The sequence below is a fragment of the Photorhabdus sp. RM71S genome (assembly GCF_042879355.1).
Classification (GTDB): domain Bacteria; phylum Pseudomonadota; class Gammaproteobacteria; order Enterobacterales; family Enterobacteriaceae; genus Photorhabdus; species Photorhabdus kayaii.
This window is the reverse complement of the sequence record NZ_JBHFKV010000071.1, coordinates 1-17,712: the sequence shown is the minus strand read 5'-3', so window position 1 is coordinate 17,712 and position 17,712 is coordinate 1. Positions and strand designations below refer to the sequence as shown.

Genomic DNA, 17,712 nt, shown 5'->3' with positions numbered 1-17,712 from the left:
GAAATGCCTTTTTGGAATTGAATCTGATTTTTAGCCATTTTCATTTACCTCCACACAGACTTATTTTGAGTATACGCCTATGGGAGCTGAATTTAAGTGATAATCAGGTAATTTTAAGGTGGTTTACTTATGCTTCATATAGAACCTCTTGACCAGTTGTATTTACTTAACCGGGAATTAATGGAACATGCAGATAATTTTACTGCACCAGTTATAACTATTGGTGGACAGGCTGTACATTATTGGGTTACATGATATTATAATAATTATAGTGCTAAGCCTCTTAGTGAATACATAACCTCAAATGATGTGGATTTTTCTGCACGCAAAATAGATGTGGAAGCTATAGCTAAAGCACTAAACGTTTCTATTCAACATAATGAAAATAATCCACCGCCAGCAATAGCCATATTTGCACTTAAAAATAAAGATACGGGAAAGATAAAGGAATATAAAAATAAACTATTTGTGAATAAACAGATTTATAATGAAAAACATATTGAAATACCAAATGTCGTTGATATTATCGATTGGCCTGCGGGTTTTGAGCTTAGTGACTTTCAAGCAAATAAATTATTTTTAAATACTGAGGTGTTTTATATTCCTATTACAGATTTAAAATATACACCTCATTATAATGTTAGAATAATTAATCCAATAGCTTGTATGAAATCCAGATTTTTCAATGTATATTCAAAGGTGAAAACAGATGTAATACAAGAGGTTGAGAGAATAAAGGCTCTTTGTATTCCTGTATTGATATTCTTGTATGAGAAATTTGAAAAGTATGATTTTAGAGAAGCAAAAAGATATTTTATAAATTCTTGGAAATTGTAGAGAATACATATTATAAACGATTGCAGGTTGAATATAATATCAGGCTAGACAAGGTGTTAGAGGAGCTTTATAATTTATTGTTAGAAGGTTATGGTGATTTTTGTGTGCCCAGTATGTTCATGGAAAATGAATTTCCTTCAATTATTAAAAGAGTAAATAATAAAATGAATAGAAAAAAACTTCAGATCTACGCACAGAATATTATACCTTATGGATTTCAAGATGCATCGCGACGGCAAGGGAGCGAGTCCCCGGGAGCATAGCAAACTATGTGACCGGGGTGAGTGAGTGCAGCCAACAAAGAGGCAACTTGAAAGATGACGGGTATATAAAGAAGGAAAATATATAATAGTACACTTTAGTTTTCACATAATCTCATCAATTAACTATTACATCTTAAAAAAATTTTGTGTTATTCAATTTGTTAACAGTGAGATTAATTTTTACCATTTATCGATACAAGGTAATAGTTGTAATAAGTCGGTCTGACAAGGTTATGAGGCAGGTTATCTTAACATAATGATCTGCATATTTTTATACATAATTTTATTAATAATAACCTGTTGACCGAGAGGTGAGCGCGTTATTATTAATTTGGAATCCTGTCCTTTCGAACAGGATTTTGTCAACGGATTGGTTTCATTGTTCATGATAGCTGGCATCATTAATGGGACGAAGTTATCACCCGTATTTATTAATCATCACTATTGTTGAAAACAGCATTTAATTTTTGTTGGTAAACGCTAAGGAAAAAAGCGTTGAATAGCGTTGACGATTGTTGGCGTATCTCTTCGGCGGTTTGTTGATAGCGGTCAGTAAAGTTATCCCATAACCTTGCTTTACGGTGTTGTGTGTTATTCAGGGGCCAGAAGTGGGCTGCCGGGACACTGTTTTCGTCGTAGGACGGATCAAAGCGATTTATTATGGTGTTAAGACAATAGAAAAGCGCTTCTTTCATTGACTGTTCATGCCCGCCTGACATGGGGTATGTCTGTAGTGTGGTCATGTCGTTGGTTGTAGATGCGGAGGGTTCTGTTTTGAATAGACATAATGGATCGAGTTGTTTTATCTGCTCTTCCCATAGCTGTAGCGGTGTGGTAGAGCGGTAGGTGTTTGGCTGAAACAGGGCATGACTGTTGGTGCGTTGGCATTGAGTGGTAAAGAGTTCTATTGGATCAATAGGGCGGGTAGCGAGTTGATCAAGAGTTTGCAGGATCTCTGTTTCTGGTGACGAAAAATTGGCCGCAGAGAGTTGATCACTCGCTTTTTGGCTTTCTTCGGCGGGTAATGTTGTATTTAATTCATCCCATATTGCCTCAGAAAGATCGGCTTTTGTTATTTCCTGTTTGACGGAATGATATTTTGCCGTTTCTATTTCGTTCACAGTTAGGTAGTAATCACCAATTTGGAGCTTATTATTTTCTTGCAGAGATGCGATTTCTCCACGCGCTAATGGAATATTGTTAATCATCATGAAGGCCGTTCCAATATTAGTAATAGTGCGACACCTTGGGCAGAAATATGTACACTGGCTTGTAATGCCGAAATACAACTATTTAGATCTGGCAACACAAAATGATTATTTTCGCTGGTGCCGATAGTTCCTCCGGGAGGATAAAAAATATGACTGCTATTGGCTGCCATATTGCCTGATGGAGGATTGATAAGGGTTATTTTCATAACAACGTTGCTTATTATATTGAGTAATAATTTACCCTTCCGCCACGAAAAAGGGATGCAGCATCCTAAAGAACACGAACATAGCGTATTCCGGGCGGAAGGTTATTTTTTACTGATTTAGTTATCAGTGCGTGTTTTCTTATTTACTGGTGTTCTTTTGGGTATCCCAATTAAATTCTACATCGGCACCACTTTTTCCTTCGTTATCTTGTTCTTTATAAACCACTTTGGCGATATTCGGTGAAAAGCTGTATTTCACGCCAATAGTGCCGGGTATAATGGCTGTTGAACCTTCTGTTAAATGTGGAATATCGCGGTTAAAGTCAACCAGTTCAATGCTGTCAAGCAATGCGCTACCAAGCGTAATCGTGGTGAACTCTTGTTGTTCGCCTCCTGCTTTACGCATGGTTAACTTTACTTCGGGCAAATGAACGCCTTGTGCTAATTTCTGCATTAACGTTGGCATTGCCTTATCCATCCGGGCATAGACCACCAGAGAGTGTACTTTGGCGCGTCCGCTGCCGCCTCCACCGCCACTACCGGTTTCTACTGGTTGTGATAGTTTCCATTCAAAGGTATGCACATCAATACCGTTAGGATGATTGCTATCTTTACATTCACCGGAGACATCTTTGATATCCAAATAGATGCTGTTGTTCATGATCACATTCCTTATTCAGTCATTTTCAGAATTAACCACCACTCTGTTTTAGAGAGGGCAGTTTTGATACCAGCCGCAGGGAAACCGTTAATCCCTCCAGTTGATAGTGGGGACGCAGGAAGAATTTGGCTTGATAATATCCGGGGTTATCTTCCTGTTCGATGACCTGTACTTCAGCCGCTGCTAGTGGTTTGCGCGCTTTGGTCTGTTGTGAGGAGTTGGCGGGATCACCGTCAACATAGTTGATGATCCATTTATTTAGCCAGCGTTCAATGTCGTCGCGGCTCTGAAATGATCCCACTTTGTCACGCACAATACATTTCAGATAGTGTGCAAATCGGCAGCAGGCAAACAGATAAGGTAAGCGAGCGGCCAGATTAGCGTTTGCTGTGGCGTCGGCATCCATATATTCCGCAGGTTTTTGCAGTGATTGTGCGCCGATAAATGCCGCAAAATCGGAGTTTTTACGGTAAACCAACGGGATAAAGCCGTTTTTTGCTAACTCAGCCTCACGGCGATCACTGATAGCAATTTCCGTTGGGCATTTGATATCCAAACCACCATCATCTGTCGGAAAGGTGTGACAGATCAGTTTATCCACTGCTCCGCCTGATTCGACCCCTCGGATGGATGCACACCAGCCATATTCTTTAAAGGAACGGTTAATGTTCACCGCCATCGCATAGGCTGCATTGCTCCAGACATAGTTACTGTGGGTAGCTCCTGCGGTTTTTTCTTCAAAATCGAATCTTTCAACGGGATTAGTGCTGATACCGTAAGGTAAACGTGCCAGAAAACGTGGCATGACCAAGCCAATGTAACGAGCATCTTCCGATTCGCGCAGACTACGCCAGGAAGCATATTCCGTGTTGAGAAAAATTTTGCTTAGATCGCGCGGGTTTGCCAGTTCTTGCCAGGTTTCCATCTGCATCACCCCCGGCGAAGCACTGCTGATAAAAGGGCAGTGGGCGGCAGCGGCGATACGGGCCATCTCTCCCAACAGTTCGATGTCTTGTGGATTGTGGTCGAAATAGTAATCACCTACCAAACAGCCAAGTGGTTCGCCACCAAATTGACCGTATTCTTCTTCATAAATCCGTTTGAAAACCGGGCTCTGATCCCAGGCGGTGCCTTTATAGCGTTTTAATGTACGTGCTAATTCTTTCTTTTCGACGCTCATCACACGTATTTTCAGCATTTCGCTGGTTTCCGTGTTACTGACTAAATAGAGCAGACCACGCCATGCACCCTCCAGTGCTTGAAAATCAGGGTGATGGAGAATTTCGTTGATCTGCTGCGAAAGTTTGTTATCAATGGCGGCAATCAGCGCCTGAATGGTGCCGAAAGTGTCGCTCGATAAGGTCAGGCTGTTTTCCAGTGCTTGATGTGCCAGAGTTTTAACGGCGTTTTCCACGGCAAGGCGTGCCTGATCCGTTTTAGGGCGAAATTCTTTCCTGAGTAACGCATTAAGTTCACTCTGGTTGTAGTGAGTGATTTGGCTAGGTTTTTCACCGGCTAAGTGGATTTCAGGCTGGCTCATGGCTGTCTCCCTGATCTTGTTTTGCTTCCGGGTTTATGGATTCTGTGTTGTTCAGCGGTGCAGTACTTAGCGATTTCAGTAATGCCGGATCTTGCAGGATAGTCGCGATTAGCTCTTCGGCTCCGCTTTTGCCATCCATATAAGACAGTAGGTTAGCCAGTTGAGTACGTGCTTCCAGGAGCTGATTAAGTGGTTCAACCTGACGTGCTATCGCATCAGGTAGAAAATCATCCATTGTGTTGAAAGTGAGAGCGACTTGAATTTTGCCTTCACCGCTTAAGGTGTTGTCCACCGGAAAGGTAACGCTTGGGAGTAGTGATTTCATGCGGTCATCGAAATTATCAACATCAATGTCGAGAAATTTTCGCTGACTGAATGGAGGAAGTTGATCAGCAGATTTTCCGGCTAAATCCGACATTACTCCCATGACAAAAGGGAGTTGAACCTTACGTTCATCACCGTATAGTTCGACGTCGTATTCAATTTGTACTCGTGGTGCACGATTACGGGCGATGAATTTTTGCCCGCTGTTTGATCCTGACATAGTATTCTCCATCGACAAAATCAGTAGTTATGAGTCATTGACGGAGTAACAGCGGCTTTTCCAGCGTATTACCCCCATTTTGCGGTCTCCTCAGCTCGCGTTATGTCTGCTTTTTACAGCCCAAAAAGTGTTCAAGTTGATCGACAGCCTCTGGAGCAAGATTGCGCATAATGTTCATAAAATCCTGGTTAATGAGATGTTGCACTCGTGCAATCATCAATGGTGCCGGATGACTGGATTCATGTAATAGAAAGTACTGCCGTACCGCTTCCAGCGCTTGTTGAGCCTGTTCACGATTCTGGATACTGGATGGCTGCCAGCTATTGGATAGGCTTGGTTGGTGCGTATTGTTACCATTGCCCGGTAGGGGATGTTGGCTATCCTCCTCAATTTGAGCAGTATCGGGTTGCGGGGTGAGAAGCTGTACCAGATGGTGAAATATTGCCATTTGACGGCGCATATCTGGCAGGCCACTGTCACCAAGATGGCTACGTAATGTGTTAATCAGGCATTGCAGGGTGGCGGCTATTTGTGGGATTAGCTTTATCACCGGTGCTTCACCTTGCTGTAATTCAGCAATCAGAAGATCTATCCCGCCGGGAAATGGACTCTCTTCCGTGTTACTGCCATCCAGACATTTCATGATATCTGCCACGGTGAGGGTTATCCCATTCCGGCGGGCGAATTCGCACTGGCGCACCTGTTTAGCCAACGCAAAACCATCACCTAGCCCCTGTAACGCGTTGATACGCATCAGTGGATCCGGTTCACCATCCTGTTCTACGGCGGGCCACAAGGTTTCCCAATAATGCGCAACTGTCTGTTCCAATAACATCAGACCTTGTGCATATCCAACCAAGCCGTATTGGCGGCACCAGGCTTGCATGAGCAGGATAATAATGTGCAGATCTTTGCTGCGTACTAGCAGAGCAAGTGCGCTTTTCTCTATCTGTCGCCAGTCAGGTTCCTGTGTCGGAATGATAAAGTCGCCGAATTGCTGTTCAGCTTTTCCCTGCGACAATTGAATCAGATGTATGAATTCAGCGCTATATTCCAGATCTTCGCCACCGGGATGTTCCTGGCTGACCGGGTTAAGCAGAGGTGTGATATCCATCAAGGTTCTCCTTATGATTTGATACAGGTAAATTCCGGTACGACAAATGGGTTGTGTATGCTGTCGGGTATGAGTATCAGCGTGGCTTGGTGTCCTGCCAGATTAAAGGTGATGCGGTAATGTAGGCTGTCTTCCTGAAACCGTTTTCCGGCATCAATTAGCCTGTTTAATGCCCAAGGTCCTGAGGTTTCTAGTGACTTGGTTTTGCCATTAGCCAACAGCATGGTCAGTTTGGCTTTACCAGCATTGTTGTTGCCGGGCCAAGTGAAGTACCAAGGGGTCAGTGGGCCGTGGCTGTAACTGACGCTCTGATCGTTAAATGTCAGCGTTAAAGTCAAAATATCGTTGTCCATTCGCAGCGGTTGTAAAGTAAGAGAAAAAGAGGGTTGCGAAGAGGCCGTACTAAAGAATGCGTCACGGACAAACTGCGCTTGCCGGAATGTTTTTAGCAATGTCTGATCTTCGGGTTTAGTACTGCCTAATACCCAAGGGAAAAAGTGCCATTTATCACTTTGAGTGTTGACCTTATCCACCAAATACTGATTAAAAAAGCGATCCATCAGCCCCTGATTTGGTGCAAACATATGCGCCATGTCATCAAGGGTAATATCGCGTTTGCTGTGACGTGATAAGGGATAACGTCCGGCAATGGCTCCGCGACAGAAGTCACTAAGTTGAGCGCTGGCGAGTTGATGTATGCGTGAAACAGCCTGTTGCTGTGTGTCACCTTTGGCGCTCTGGGTCATGTCCATGACCATGTTGCGGAACGGTGCTGGTAGTCGGCCTGCGTCAGCTTGTAATTGTGTCAGGATCGTGTCGGAGGATGCTGTTGTGGTTTCGCCACTTTCCTGTAAAGCGGTAAGGTAGCGATAGAGATCGCCCAATTTTTTGAACGTATCATCGAAGGTAATAGTATTGCTGTTATCTCCCTGCGAGCGAGCCAGATCGAGTAGATCGCGGTAGTGGCTTCTGACAATCTGTTCTGGTGCAGGTAATGTAGAGGGAATGCTGGCAGCCGGAAACAGATTTTGCAGTTTTCGGCTGGTTTCATCATTCAATCGCTGGCCTAGTTGCGTGAGTTTATCGTTATCTTCCGGTGAGGAGAGTGCAATGATGTGGCTGATGTTAATCAGCAGATTGCGTAAGGGAGAATGGGTGCCGGAGAGAATCCGTACATTATTAATACGCTGGTTGAAGCTATTGGCCGGGATTAGGGCGATATCATTGAGAAAGGTATCCCATTCCAATATAAAATCGTTCATATAAAGTTGGCGCACTTGGTCAGCAGTATTATCTTCTGATTGTGATGGCATATTGAGGACCCAACAGTCAGTGTCGTGCACTGTTTTTACCGTATCATCTAGCTGTGCAACCAGGCCGTGCCAGTATCCATCTGGCGTAAAGAAACCGGGGATGGCTGTCGTATCGGGCAGACCGCTGTTTCGTTTCAATACCAGTTCAGTCTGAGGGCCCGCGAGATCAATCAGATTGACAGATTTGAAACGTCCGTTATTCAGTACTCTTTTTTTGATGCTGGTATACACCCGTTGGGAAAACGTGGAGCGCATGATATTTTTTATCGCTTCCTGTATCAGTTGCTGATCTTTGTGCGGGGACCAAGAAGGCTGATTTTGATTCAGTAGTTGATAAAGATGCTGTTGGAATATCTTGCGTTGTGCCTCGTTTAGCTTGTCACCACCGGGAATATGAGACAGATTCAGCATCAGCCAAGCGGTAAGGAATTTGCCATCGTAATGCTGGGGCTGAAATAGCATCTGATAGGCTTTCAGGGCCTCATAGGTTGATTCGCTGTTATCGCCATCGGCTTGCTGACGCAAAATACTTTCAACCTGCTGTGTTACCAGTGGCAGTAATAAATTCTTTAACGCATGTTGATAAATCGAATAATTTGCACTGTTCAGTTGAGGGCCTCGATACAGCCCCATACCATAAGCAAGTGGAGGGTAGTCTGAATCAATTTGATGGTTTGTGGTGAATGACTGTAGCTGTGTCAGATATTGGAGCAAGTGTGGCAGATCACGAGTTGATGATTGGCTCAGCGCCTGACCCTGCTGTTCCAGCATTGGCAGTCGGGTTGTAATTTGTGCCAGATAGCTGTGGTTATTGTGGTAACTGGTCAATAATAGTACGCAGATCCCCGCCATGAAAGAGAGTAATAAGCTACATCCTACCAATAGGAAAAAGCGTCGGCGTAATTCATACAGGCGGTTGGTGCTGGCTAATCCGCTTTCAGCCAAAATAATTTTTTGAAATAGCTGTCTCAGGAAGTAGCTGCGGGCAGTTGTTCTGTTATCGTCGGTGTTTGCCGAAGAAAATGTATAACGGTAATCAGGCAGGTTATGCTGTGTAGCACCGTTGTGCCATGATTCCCCCTGTTTTTGATTGGCGCTGGTGAAATAGAGACCATGTGGTAACCACGGGCGATCAAAGCCGGAAGAGGTGAAAATAATATTGAGATAACGTATCAATACCGGACGAAGGTTCTCAAATGCTTGTGGGAAGGCGAAACTCTGTTCCCGCTGCACGATATCTTGTTGGGCCAGTAAGGTATCTGCCAGTGCAGCATCCAGACGCTGTTGCAGGTGATTATATTGTTCATCCAGCATCTGTTGTAAATCAGCATGGGAATGCCGTTCTTGTTGCCAAGGGAACGTAAAGCCCCAGACCTGATCCAACGCTTCGCCATAAAAACGGCTAAAATAACTGTTAAACCCCGGTAGCAGATCGGTTTTGGTGACCATCACGTAGACAGGAAAGTCAATTTTTAGCTGTAAACGCAAATCCATCAGTCGCTTACGTAGCAATAAAGCCTGATGATATTGGGCATCATTATCCTGTTGTAGTAGATCTTGGATGCTGATCGCCAAAATAACCGCGTTGATGGGTTGGCGTGGACGATAACGTTTTAGTAGTTTCAGTAAGGTCTGCCACAGAGGATTACCCTCTTTTAGGTATTCTCCGGCAGGGCTAAGGATGACGCCCTGAAAAGTGAAATACCATGAGCAGTGTGATTCGGCACTGGTTTCAGGGAGAGCAAATTGGCTTGGATAAGTTGTATGGTAGAAATCTAACCCTGAGTTCAGCAAAGCTTTGTCTTTGCCGCATCCCTGGGTACCTAAAACCAGATACCAAGGCAGATGATAGAGGTAGAACTTGCCTAGACGTATGGTAAGAGGGACACCGTTTAAACGCAGACCGTGTTTAATCAAGGATGACGCCTGTTTAAAGCTATCCGCGAGGGATTGAGCAGCACTTCGGGGTGTTGGTGTGACATTGCTGACATGGTGTAAGCGGCGGCGCAAATGACCATTGGCCCAAAGCTGATAGAGGAAAGGTAACAGCCGTAGTAACAACCACAGCGAAATTAGTACAGCGATTGCTATTTGGCGTTGAGTTTCAGTGACTAATGGATGTAGATCGCCGATGGCGATAAATGGCCCCATGATCCAAATGAGCAGGCACAGCCCGGCAACAATGAGTGCCCCCCAAAACAGGCGATTGGTGATGATGGCGATAAATGCTTTCAACATTTTCTTTCTCTCTTGCCTACTGATCTGAATTATCTGGCGTGGTGTTGAAAATAATTTCAATACGACGGTTCAATGCTCGATTCTTGGCGTTGGTATTGGGGACTAAAGGGGCTTGTGCACCGGCGCTTTCAACCTGTAGCCGTTGTGGTTGCCGCAGACCAGTGCGGAGCTGTTGTGCTACGGTTTCTGCTCGCGCCAGTGACAGGGCATAGTTAGAAGAGTAGGCATGTGTATGAATTGGCAGGTTGTCACTGTGCCCGCGGACGATAATTTTTCCGGTAGTCAGATTCAGTTGTTTGGCAAGATCCTGGAGAGGTGCCAGATAACGCGGGTTCAGCGTTGCTGATGCAGAAGCAAACAGGTTGCCTCCCTGTAGGGTAACACTGACATTATCTGCGTTCTGGCTGACGGTGCTCTCTTGCTGCCCCAACATGGATTGCAACATCTGCCGTAGATGAGCAACAGAAAAACGTTCAACCGGTAATGTGGCTTCCGGTAGGGGCAGGTTATATATGGATGTCAACACCGGTTCTGTCTGTTGATTAAGCCGGGTATTCAGCCCAATGTAGAGTAGACCGGTCAACAGGACGCAGGACAGTGAGCAAAACAATAGAAAGTGGGATAGCCGTGATGGTTGATCTGTGTTAACTGGCAGAGAAGGAGGTGCTACGCTTAAGGTGGCAGAATATTCCCCTCTTACCTGAAGCAGGCGTATTGCCAGGCGCTGAATTAAGGTTTCCAGTTGAGCGAGACCATTTTCCACCAGACGATAGCGTCCACCAAATCCTAGCAGTAAGCAGAAGTAGAATAGTTCGAGCAGATCGATATGTTTACTCGGTTGTTGCAGCAACATATCCAGTAACTTGAAAAATTTTTCACCACCGCTGCTCTCTTTGTGGAATGTGACTAACAGGCCATTACCTGACCAGATACTGTTGTCTCCCCAGGAGGTCAGTGCCACTGCCTCATCCAGAGAAGTACACAGGCAGTAACGGGCGCCGAGAATGGTTTCATAGCTGAATCCTGCCTGTTGGCACTGTTTCTCAAAGCGATAGATTTCTCCGATCAGTTGTTGACGTAACTGACCTGAATCTTCCGGTTTAGCGGCGTGGCGGATGTGTGGCATGGCATTTAACAGTGGATAAGCAGCCTGCACCAATGGGTTATAGTCGTTGCGATTCATCAGTTTATCTCCTCATCATCAGACAGGCGTTTAAGTGCCCAAAATGCCATTTTTAGACCAGGAAACTCGCCAGCAACGTAGAAGGCGAACACACCGGATTTTCTTAACGACTGCTCAGTCTCTCCATCAAGCGCCAATTTGAAGTAGCAGAACCCATTCTGATAGGGAAGTTGCCTGGGGATCTGTGCCAGGTGGTGCAGAGCGATACCGGGCAATTGCAAACGTACGAGATCGCGTATGTGGTCAGCGGGGGCGATTTTGATTTGGGCCGGAAAGTGAGCCATAAAAGCGTTATGTTCTATTTCTGGCTTTACGGCTAAGATGAAGTGATAATCACTCAGATTCATCTGTTCCGGTAGTGACGCCACATTCAATCCTGGCAGACGTTTAGTTAGGGGCAGTGAAACAACATATTCTTCCAGCACGATGGACAGATTGCGTTGCAGTAATGTCAGGAGATGGGTGAAGCAGCCGCCAATATCCTGATGGTTGTAGCGGGGTAACTCGCCTTCCAGCGTATAGGGCACCTGAAATGAACTCATTTCCAGTGCGTAGCTGATCCAAATGAGAAAAAGCGTTTCCGGTGCTTGTTGAGGCAGATGCATGATGTGTTGAAGTTGAGCACAGAAACGGTTTAACAGTGCTTGTTGTAACAAATCGCGGGTACTGGAGCCGTTGTATTGCAGATGACGGCTAAGTTGTTGGCAGCGTTGCAGTAGCAGGCCATAAAGATCACTCGTCATGCGCTGTAATAATGAATTTGCCCAACAATTAAGCAACGGCGGAATGTACCCAGTATCCAGAATGACGACACCATCCTGATTTTTTTCTAAAACCCGCAGTACACCCATAGCAATCCACTCACCATTCAGTTCATTTTTTGGCAGCAGGCGCAGGCGTAATCTGCCGCAATGTAGGGTAGTACTACCGAGTGTTAACGCATTGACGTCGTTGACCTCTTTTTCGAAAGCTTGATAACGTGCCAGAGAGTCGGGAGCATCATAGAAACTAACGGATTCGCGTCCGGCCAAATATGCCGGTATAGCTAGGGTGATAATTTGCGAACGCAATGAAGGGCTGATTTCTAACGTGGGTGGTGCTTCATCGGTTTCAGTAAATTCAAAGGTGGTACCGTCAGGCATAATACCACTGGCTGCCAGCAGTGAGATTTTTCCCAAAGCAAGTTGGCTTTCATCGAGTTTTAATGATGAAAATCCCCAATTGTAGGCTCGTTGTAGAGCTCCCCATTGACGCAGGCGTGCATCTACATATTCATCTGCTTGTTGAAAATGGTGGGGGCGTAAAAACATGCCTTCCATCCAGAGAACTTTATGTGCATTTTTCATGGGTGATCTCCTGAGCATGTGTGATTTATTTATCGGATGCAGATGCAATCTGTAATCCGTGTGAAGTAACAGTAATCAACTGATAAGGCTCAGAGGATGAAAAAGGATTCAAAACCGATAAATAAGAGGCGGTTGGAAACGATGATAAGGGAATAGTGAGCCGCCATTGTTTATCGGTAATATTTTGATATTCTGCCCAGATAGCAATATATTTTTCTGTTGACGGTGCATTAACTGTAATACTGATATTATTTTCTTCTTTTCGTGGCAACAAGAAGATTGATCTTTGATAAATCACCGTATTAGCTAAGACGGAATGGGTATTTTTTTGTAAAGCCCCGATATCTGCCTGATTAAATTTATCTGGATCATTTAATAACAATATATTTAATTTTAGCGGCGCATGATGGTTAATATCACCTTGCGCCTGAAATTTAATGGTATACAAAATATTTTTTTCCACTTTATTTGTAGAACAGCTCACAGTCAGCAGTATGCTCAACAGGATAAAAGAGGAAAAAGAGTGACGTTTATAGTGAGGTAAAAATAGCATAGAAATCCCTCCATTACAGACCCAACAGCAGTACCTTAAGCTGGCTGGGAATTAAACGCATGCCGATCATATTGGTACTATTTTGTAAACTCAGGCTGGTAACGCGGGTAGCGGGAAATCCTTTAATTAAAGTGGTAAAGGAGCCGATTAAATGGCGTGAAGGTCCCATTACGGTACCGGAAATAATACCGAGATTGACGCCAAGGTTATCGCCAAAGCTGGTATTCGTCACTGTTGCCATATTATGTGCCGGCATTCCCATAAACAGCACTTTATAAGTGTGAGGCGTCGCCATCAGACCTAGAGTCATATTAGGGTATGGAACAGGCACGGGTACAGGCAAAGGTGTCATACAGACATCTGGAAATGCCAGATCCATACCAAAAAGTTGGCAATTCGCAAACATATCATCACCTATTAAATTAATGTGTTGCTATTTATAGCCAATAGATTAGCAAAAGAGAAAATAAAACCAATAAGGTATTAACCTTATTTTCTGGAGTGATTTTAAAATATGAATATTGTTCTCAACTTATTCTGAAAAATAAGGGTTTTGTCTGATCCTAACTGAAAGAGTATTCTAGGAAAATCTTATAAACAGTAGGGAATAACATTAGTCATTAATGTATGAAATGGCAATGCCGGGATTTCTTTATAATAAAAAATACTTAAGAACATTAATGTAATCGGATGGGATAATGAATACAGTTGAATTGCTCAAACATATTTATGACATAAATTTATCGTATCTGCTATTAGCTCAGCGGTTAATTAACCATGAAAAAGCATCAGCGATGTTCCGTTTAGGTATTAGCGATTCTATGGCTGATACGTTATCTAAATTGACATTACCTCAGTTGGTCAAACTTGCTGAGACGAATCAATTAATTTGTCATTTACGGTTCGAAAACAGTAAAACTATTCAGCAACTTACCAAGAAATCTCGGATAGATGATTTACAAAAAACACATACAGGGATTTTGTTATCGACTCATCTGTTTCAACAGTTATCTTCGAAAGATGATATTTCAGTGAAGAAAAGAGTATTGAGAGATGGTTGAGAAAAGTATCGTTCAAGAGATTAAGGATATACAGCTAGCGGTGGAACTGATCACTTTAGGCGCACGGTTACAAATGCTGGAAAGTGAAACGAAGCTGAGCAGAGGACGATTAATTAAGCTTTATAAAGAGTTGAGAGGAAGCCCACCGCCTAAGGGAATGCTCCCATTTTCAACCGATTGGTTTATGATCTGGGAACAGAATATTCATTCATCCATGTTTTACAATGCCTATCGTTTCTTACTTAAAGGGGGTTATTGTGAAGGTGTAGGGGCTGTGATTAAAGCTTATCGACTCTACCTTGAACAGTGTTCTCCTGTTGAGGGAAATGAGCCGATTCTAGCGCTGACTCGTGCCTGGACTCTGGTACGTTTTATAGACAGTGGTATGTTGCAACCTTCACCATGTCGTACTTGTGGTGGAACGTTTATTACTCATGCTTATCAACCGGTGAATAGCTTTATTTGTAGCCTTTGTCAGCCGCCATCACGTGCAGTAAAGAGAGTTACTTTTCCCCTTAGTCTGCTAGGTGTTTAATCCAGTCGCAATTTTTTGCTTATGTAAATCTGACAGAGGTCGGTATTTCAGGATAATTAAGTTGTCAATGGTGAGAGAAACGTTTCGTTGATGGATATTCATTTTTGTTGGGATTCTGTTGATATGAAACCAGCGTAAAATTGATTTTAGTCATAATTTGGTTAGACGATTTTGGTAAGTTTTATCTGATTGTTATCTGATGTAAAGTATTTATTATCTTCGGGTGTATTTTCTTGAATTATAGTATGCCGGAAAGATAACGGGTATAACCCAATGAGATAAGTTCTAAACCTGTTGTTAATTAACCTGATAGGCGAGGAGTAATTTGGGTTTTTCACAAGGAGATATCTCTGAATAATAAGGAGATTATAAAATGAGAACAGGCTCATCATTAGTAATTAAACTCACTGTATTTCTATCATTGACGTTGTTTCTGATATGGCTGATTTCTGTCGTAGCAACGGCATTTTTTTCTTTCAAACATGCACATCAGCATGTGATGGATGAATTATCCCATCTTGCGACCTTACGGGCTGATTTAAGTAATCATCGCTTTGAGGGGGCGGAGAAAGATGCGCAGGAACTAGCGAAACGTTATGATGCTTATTATGAAAAGTATGAAAATAATAAAAATATTACGTCGAATACTGATAGCAAATATCTTCCCATCAATGGCAGTATCTGCCAACCCGATCACGAAATAAATCAGGATAATTGGTTTATTCAAGCATATGGCGCTGCTGGGCAGGCTTATTATCTGGACAGCTTTATTTTTAAGCGATCTCAGGGGATCTCCATTTATCCCCCGGAAAAAATCTCAGATGACTACTTTGTCAAACGATGTTTGGAGTTAGCGAATTTTCCTATGAACCCCAACCACGATAATATTTACTGGGGACAGCCGGAGCATATTCCTGGCAGTGGCTGGAGTATCTCGGTTGCCGCGAGTGATAAAATGGGCCGACTGACCGGATATGCGATTAAGTTCAATGATCTATTGTCATACGGGCAAGCGGTGACTAATTATGACATTGATCTCTGGTTGGACAGCAATCAACAATTATTGCCGTTTTTTAAAGGGAAATTACCGCAGGATCAAGAACAACATATTTTAGCATTGTTGAAGAAAGTTAAATTACATGATGGCTGGCAATATATTCCCGGTTATCAGGTATTACGTATCCAGCTAAAAGGTCCCGGTTGGCAGCAATTGGTACTTTATCCCACAAGAAGTCTATTTGAGGAAGTCGTTGATCAGGCGATTATTCAGCTTCCATTTGCGTTAATTATTCTATTAATGATAACGCTGACGATATTCTGGATGTTGCATTATTATCTGGCTAAACCGTTGTGGCAATTTGTAGATATTATCGATAAGACTGGACCACACGCGCTAGATGTACGTTTGCCAGAGAGCCGGCGTGATGAATTGGGGCAGATAGCCAGGGCCTACAATACGTTACTTGATACCCTGAATCAGCAATATTCCACGCTGGAAAATAAGGTCGCAGAACGTACCAAAGCATTAACAGAGGCAAAACAACAGGCAGAATTGGCTAATAAGCGTAAAAGTAGCCATCTGACGACCATTAGTCATGAACTAAGAACGCCACTGAGTGGGACATTAGGTGCATTGGAGTTACTGAAAACCAGTGAGATGAGCAGCGAGCAGCTACAATTGGCAGAGACAGCTCATCAGTGCACGCTATCTTTATTATTCATTATCAATAAATTGCTTGATTTTTCGCGCATTGAAGCTGGACAGGTTGAGCTACAGTACGCGACCAGCCAGTTGTTACCATTGCTGGATCAGTCAATGGCGACGATACAGGGAATGGCACACAATAAAAAGTTGACGCTAGAAACCTTTGTTGCTGCTGATGTGCCACAGGTATTAATGCTTGATGCAAGCCGGGTAAGACAGATTTTGGTAAATTTGTTAGGAAATGCCTGCAAATTTACCGATGATGGCGGCATTTCTCTGACTGTCACCCGTTCAGATAATATGTTGATTTTTGATGTTACTGACAGCGGATGTGGTGTCGCTCCAGAAAATATCGCCTCGATATTTAATCCCTTTTATCAGGTGCAGGAACATGCGCAGGGAACGGGCCTTGGGCTGACGATTGCGGTTACGCTGGCCAGAATGATGGGAGGAAATCTGGAATTTAACAGCACCTTTGGCTTAGGCACTAGCGTGGTGTTTCAACTGCCATTGATGGATTTTACTGAACCCGTGTTGTTACAGGGAGAGATAGGCGCACCGTTTGTCTTACATCGTCAACTGATGGCATGGGGCCTTATTTGTTTGACTGAAGAGCATTCCGGCGAATTATCCGCCAATGATTTGCGTTTTTTGCCCGGTCGTTTGCGGGATATTGTCGAACGTCAGTTATCTGGTGCGTTGCCGCCGGTACAAGATAACGTACCGCTACAACCTTGGCGTATGCAGGTATTGCTGGTTGATGACGCAGTGACCAATCGGGACATCATTGGCATGATGTTGACGCGATTGGGGCAGGGAGTGCGGCATGCTCAGGATGGTACAGAAGCCTTATTGTTGGGACAGCGTTACCGTTTTGATTTGGTACTGATGGATATATTGATGCCGGGGCAGTGTGATGGTCTGGAAACTACCCGGCGTTGGCGTATTGATTCTGACAATCAGGACCCAGAGTGCATGATTGTTGCTCTGACGGCAAATACAGTTGCCGAAGAGAAGGAACGCGCGGCTCAGGCCGGGATGAATGATTACATATCCAAACCGGTGACGATTAACCAATTGGCCCAAATATTAGAGATGACTGCGGAATATCAGTTGCGGCGTGATATTGATCTAATGGTGCAGCAAGAAACAGATAAACCATTACTGCCCATGAACTTATTGCGTATGCAGGTAAAAGTCCGCAGGGAATTATTAACTTTACTTGATGAAGCTGAACAACATATTACTCAACAGGAGGTATTAGAAAAGCTCTTACATTCCATGAAGGGAGCAGGGCGGGATTCCACTTTGTATTTAATTTAATCAAAGATAAGTTGACTACGGAATTCCTCTGACCAAATGGCTCTTCGACGTTTAGCCGCCTGACTGTCTTTTATACTGG

14 protein-coding genes and 1 pseudogene are annotated in these 17,712 nt (G+C 43.7%); 4 read left to right on the top strand and 11 right to left on the bottom strand.

Annotated elements, in window-relative coordinates:
• The first annotated feature begins 336 nt into the window (after window positions 1-336).
• On the top strand, window positions 337-837 hold the full coding sequence (locus ACGF5R_RS22065) for a hypothetical protein (RefSeq protein WP_387692749.1): 501 nt from the start codon (window positions 337-339) through the stop codon (window positions 835-837).
• 694 nt (window positions 838-1,531) lie between these two features.
• On the opposite strand, the gene ACGF5R_RS22060 is transcribed toward ACGF5R_RS22065, so the two are convergent.
• From ACGF5R_RS22060 to ACGF5R_RS22010, 11 genes are all read right to left on the bottom strand, one after another.
• Window positions 1,532-2,311 (bottom strand): type VI secretion system-associated FHA domain protein, encoded by a 780-nt coding sequence (locus ACGF5R_RS22060; RefSeq protein ID WP_387692747.1) that lies wholly within the window; start codon window positions 2,309-2,311, stop codon window positions 1,532-1,534.
• Window positions 2,308-2,517 (bottom strand): hypothetical protein, encoded by a 210-nt coding sequence (locus ACGF5R_RS22055; protein WP_387692745.1) that lies wholly within the window; start codon window positions 2,515-2,517, stop codon window positions 2,308-2,310. The genes ACGF5R_RS22060 and ACGF5R_RS22055 overlap by 4 nt, the downstream gene beginning before the upstream one ends.
• 139 nt (window positions 2,518-2,656) lie before the next feature.
• Window positions 2,657-3,178, bottom strand: a complete 522-nt coding sequence (locus ACGF5R_RS22050) for a type VI secretion system tube protein Hcp (RefSeq protein ID WP_112878008.1) — start codon at window positions 3,176-3,178, stop codon at window positions 2,657-2,659.
• 31 nt (window positions 3,179-3,209) lie between these two features.
• Entirely contained in the window at window positions 3,210-4,718 is a 1,509-nt protein-coding gene (tssC, locus tag ACGF5R_RS22045) for a type VI secretion system contractile sheath large subunit (protein WP_262980452.1), read from the bottom strand.
• The gene (tssB, locus tag ACGF5R_RS22040) at window positions 4,705-5,262 is read right to left on the bottom strand and encodes a type VI secretion system contractile sheath small subunit (RefSeq protein ID WP_387692743.1); all 558 of its coding nucleotides are present in this window, start codon (window positions 5,260-5,262) and stop codon (window positions 4,705-4,707) included. The genes tssC and tssB overlap by 14 nt, the downstream gene beginning before the upstream one ends.
• Before the next feature lie 100 nt (window positions 5,263-5,362).
• Window positions 5,363-6,376, bottom strand: a complete 1,014-nt coding sequence (gene tssA, locus ACGF5R_RS22035) for a type VI secretion system protein TssA (RefSeq protein ID WP_262980451.1) — start codon at window positions 6,374-6,376, stop codon at window positions 5,363-5,365.
• A gap of 11 nt (window positions 6,377-6,387) precedes the next feature.
• Window positions 6,388-9,927: a type VI secretion system membrane subunit TssM gene (gene tssM / locus ACGF5R_RS22030; protein ID WP_387692741.1), complete on the bottom strand. Its 3,540-nt coding sequence runs from the start codon at window positions 9,925-9,927 to the stop codon at window positions 6,388-6,390.
• 16 nt (window positions 9,928-9,943) lie between these two features.
• Window positions 9,944-11,110 carry a type IVB secretion system protein IcmH/DotU gene (gene icmH, locus ACGF5R_RS22025; protein WP_387692739.1) on the bottom strand — a complete coding sequence of 389 codons (1,167 nt, stop codon included), beginning with the start codon at window positions 11,108-11,110 and terminating at the stop codon, window positions 9,944-9,946.
• On the bottom strand, window positions 11,110-12,456 hold the full coding sequence (gene tssK, locus ACGF5R_RS22020) for a type VI secretion system baseplate subunit TssK (protein ID WP_387692737.1): 1,347 nt from the start codon (window positions 12,454-12,456) through the stop codon (window positions 11,110-11,112). The genes icmH and tssK overlap by 1 nt, the downstream gene beginning before the upstream one ends.
• 25 nt (window positions 12,457-12,481) lie before the next feature.
• Window positions 12,482-13,009: a type VI secretion system lipoprotein TssJ gene (gene tssJ, locus ACGF5R_RS22015; protein WP_112878001.1), complete on the bottom strand. Its 528-nt coding sequence runs from the start codon at window positions 13,007-13,009 to the stop codon at window positions 12,482-12,484.
• Window positions 13,010-13,022: 13 nt separating this feature from the next.
• Complete coding sequence (locus ACGF5R_RS22010; protein WP_112878000.1) at window positions 13,023-13,415, bottom strand: DUF4150 domain-containing protein; 393 nt, start codon at window positions 13,413-13,415, stop codon at window positions 13,023-13,025.
• A gap of 292 nt (window positions 13,416-13,707) precedes the next feature.
• On the opposite strand from ACGF5R_RS22010, the gene flhD reads away from it, so the two are divergent.
• The 3 genes and pseudogenes from flhD to ACGF5R_RS21995 all read left to right on the top strand — a co-directional run bounded on the left by flhD (window position 13,708) and on the right by ACGF5R_RS21995 (window position 17,633).
• Window positions 13,708-14,070 (top strand): flagellar transcriptional regulator FlhD, encoded by a 363-nt coding sequence (flhD, locus tag ACGF5R_RS22005; RefSeq protein WP_112877999.1) that lies wholly within the window; start codon window positions 13,708-13,710, stop codon window positions 14,068-14,070.
• Window positions 14,063-14,572, top strand: a pseudogene (gene flhC / locus ACGF5R_RS22000) (flagellar transcriptional regulator FlhC); the annotation flags it as partial. The gene flhD and the pseudogene flhC, both read left to right, overlap by 8 nt.
• A 406-nt stretch (window positions 14,573-14,978) precedes the next feature.
• Window positions 14,979-17,633: a two component system sensor kinase gene (locus tag ACGF5R_RS21995; RefSeq protein ID WP_387692735.1), complete on the top strand. Its 2,655-nt coding sequence runs from the start codon at window positions 14,979-14,981 to the stop codon at window positions 17,631-17,633.
• Window positions 17,634-17,712 lie beyond the last annotated feature (79 nt).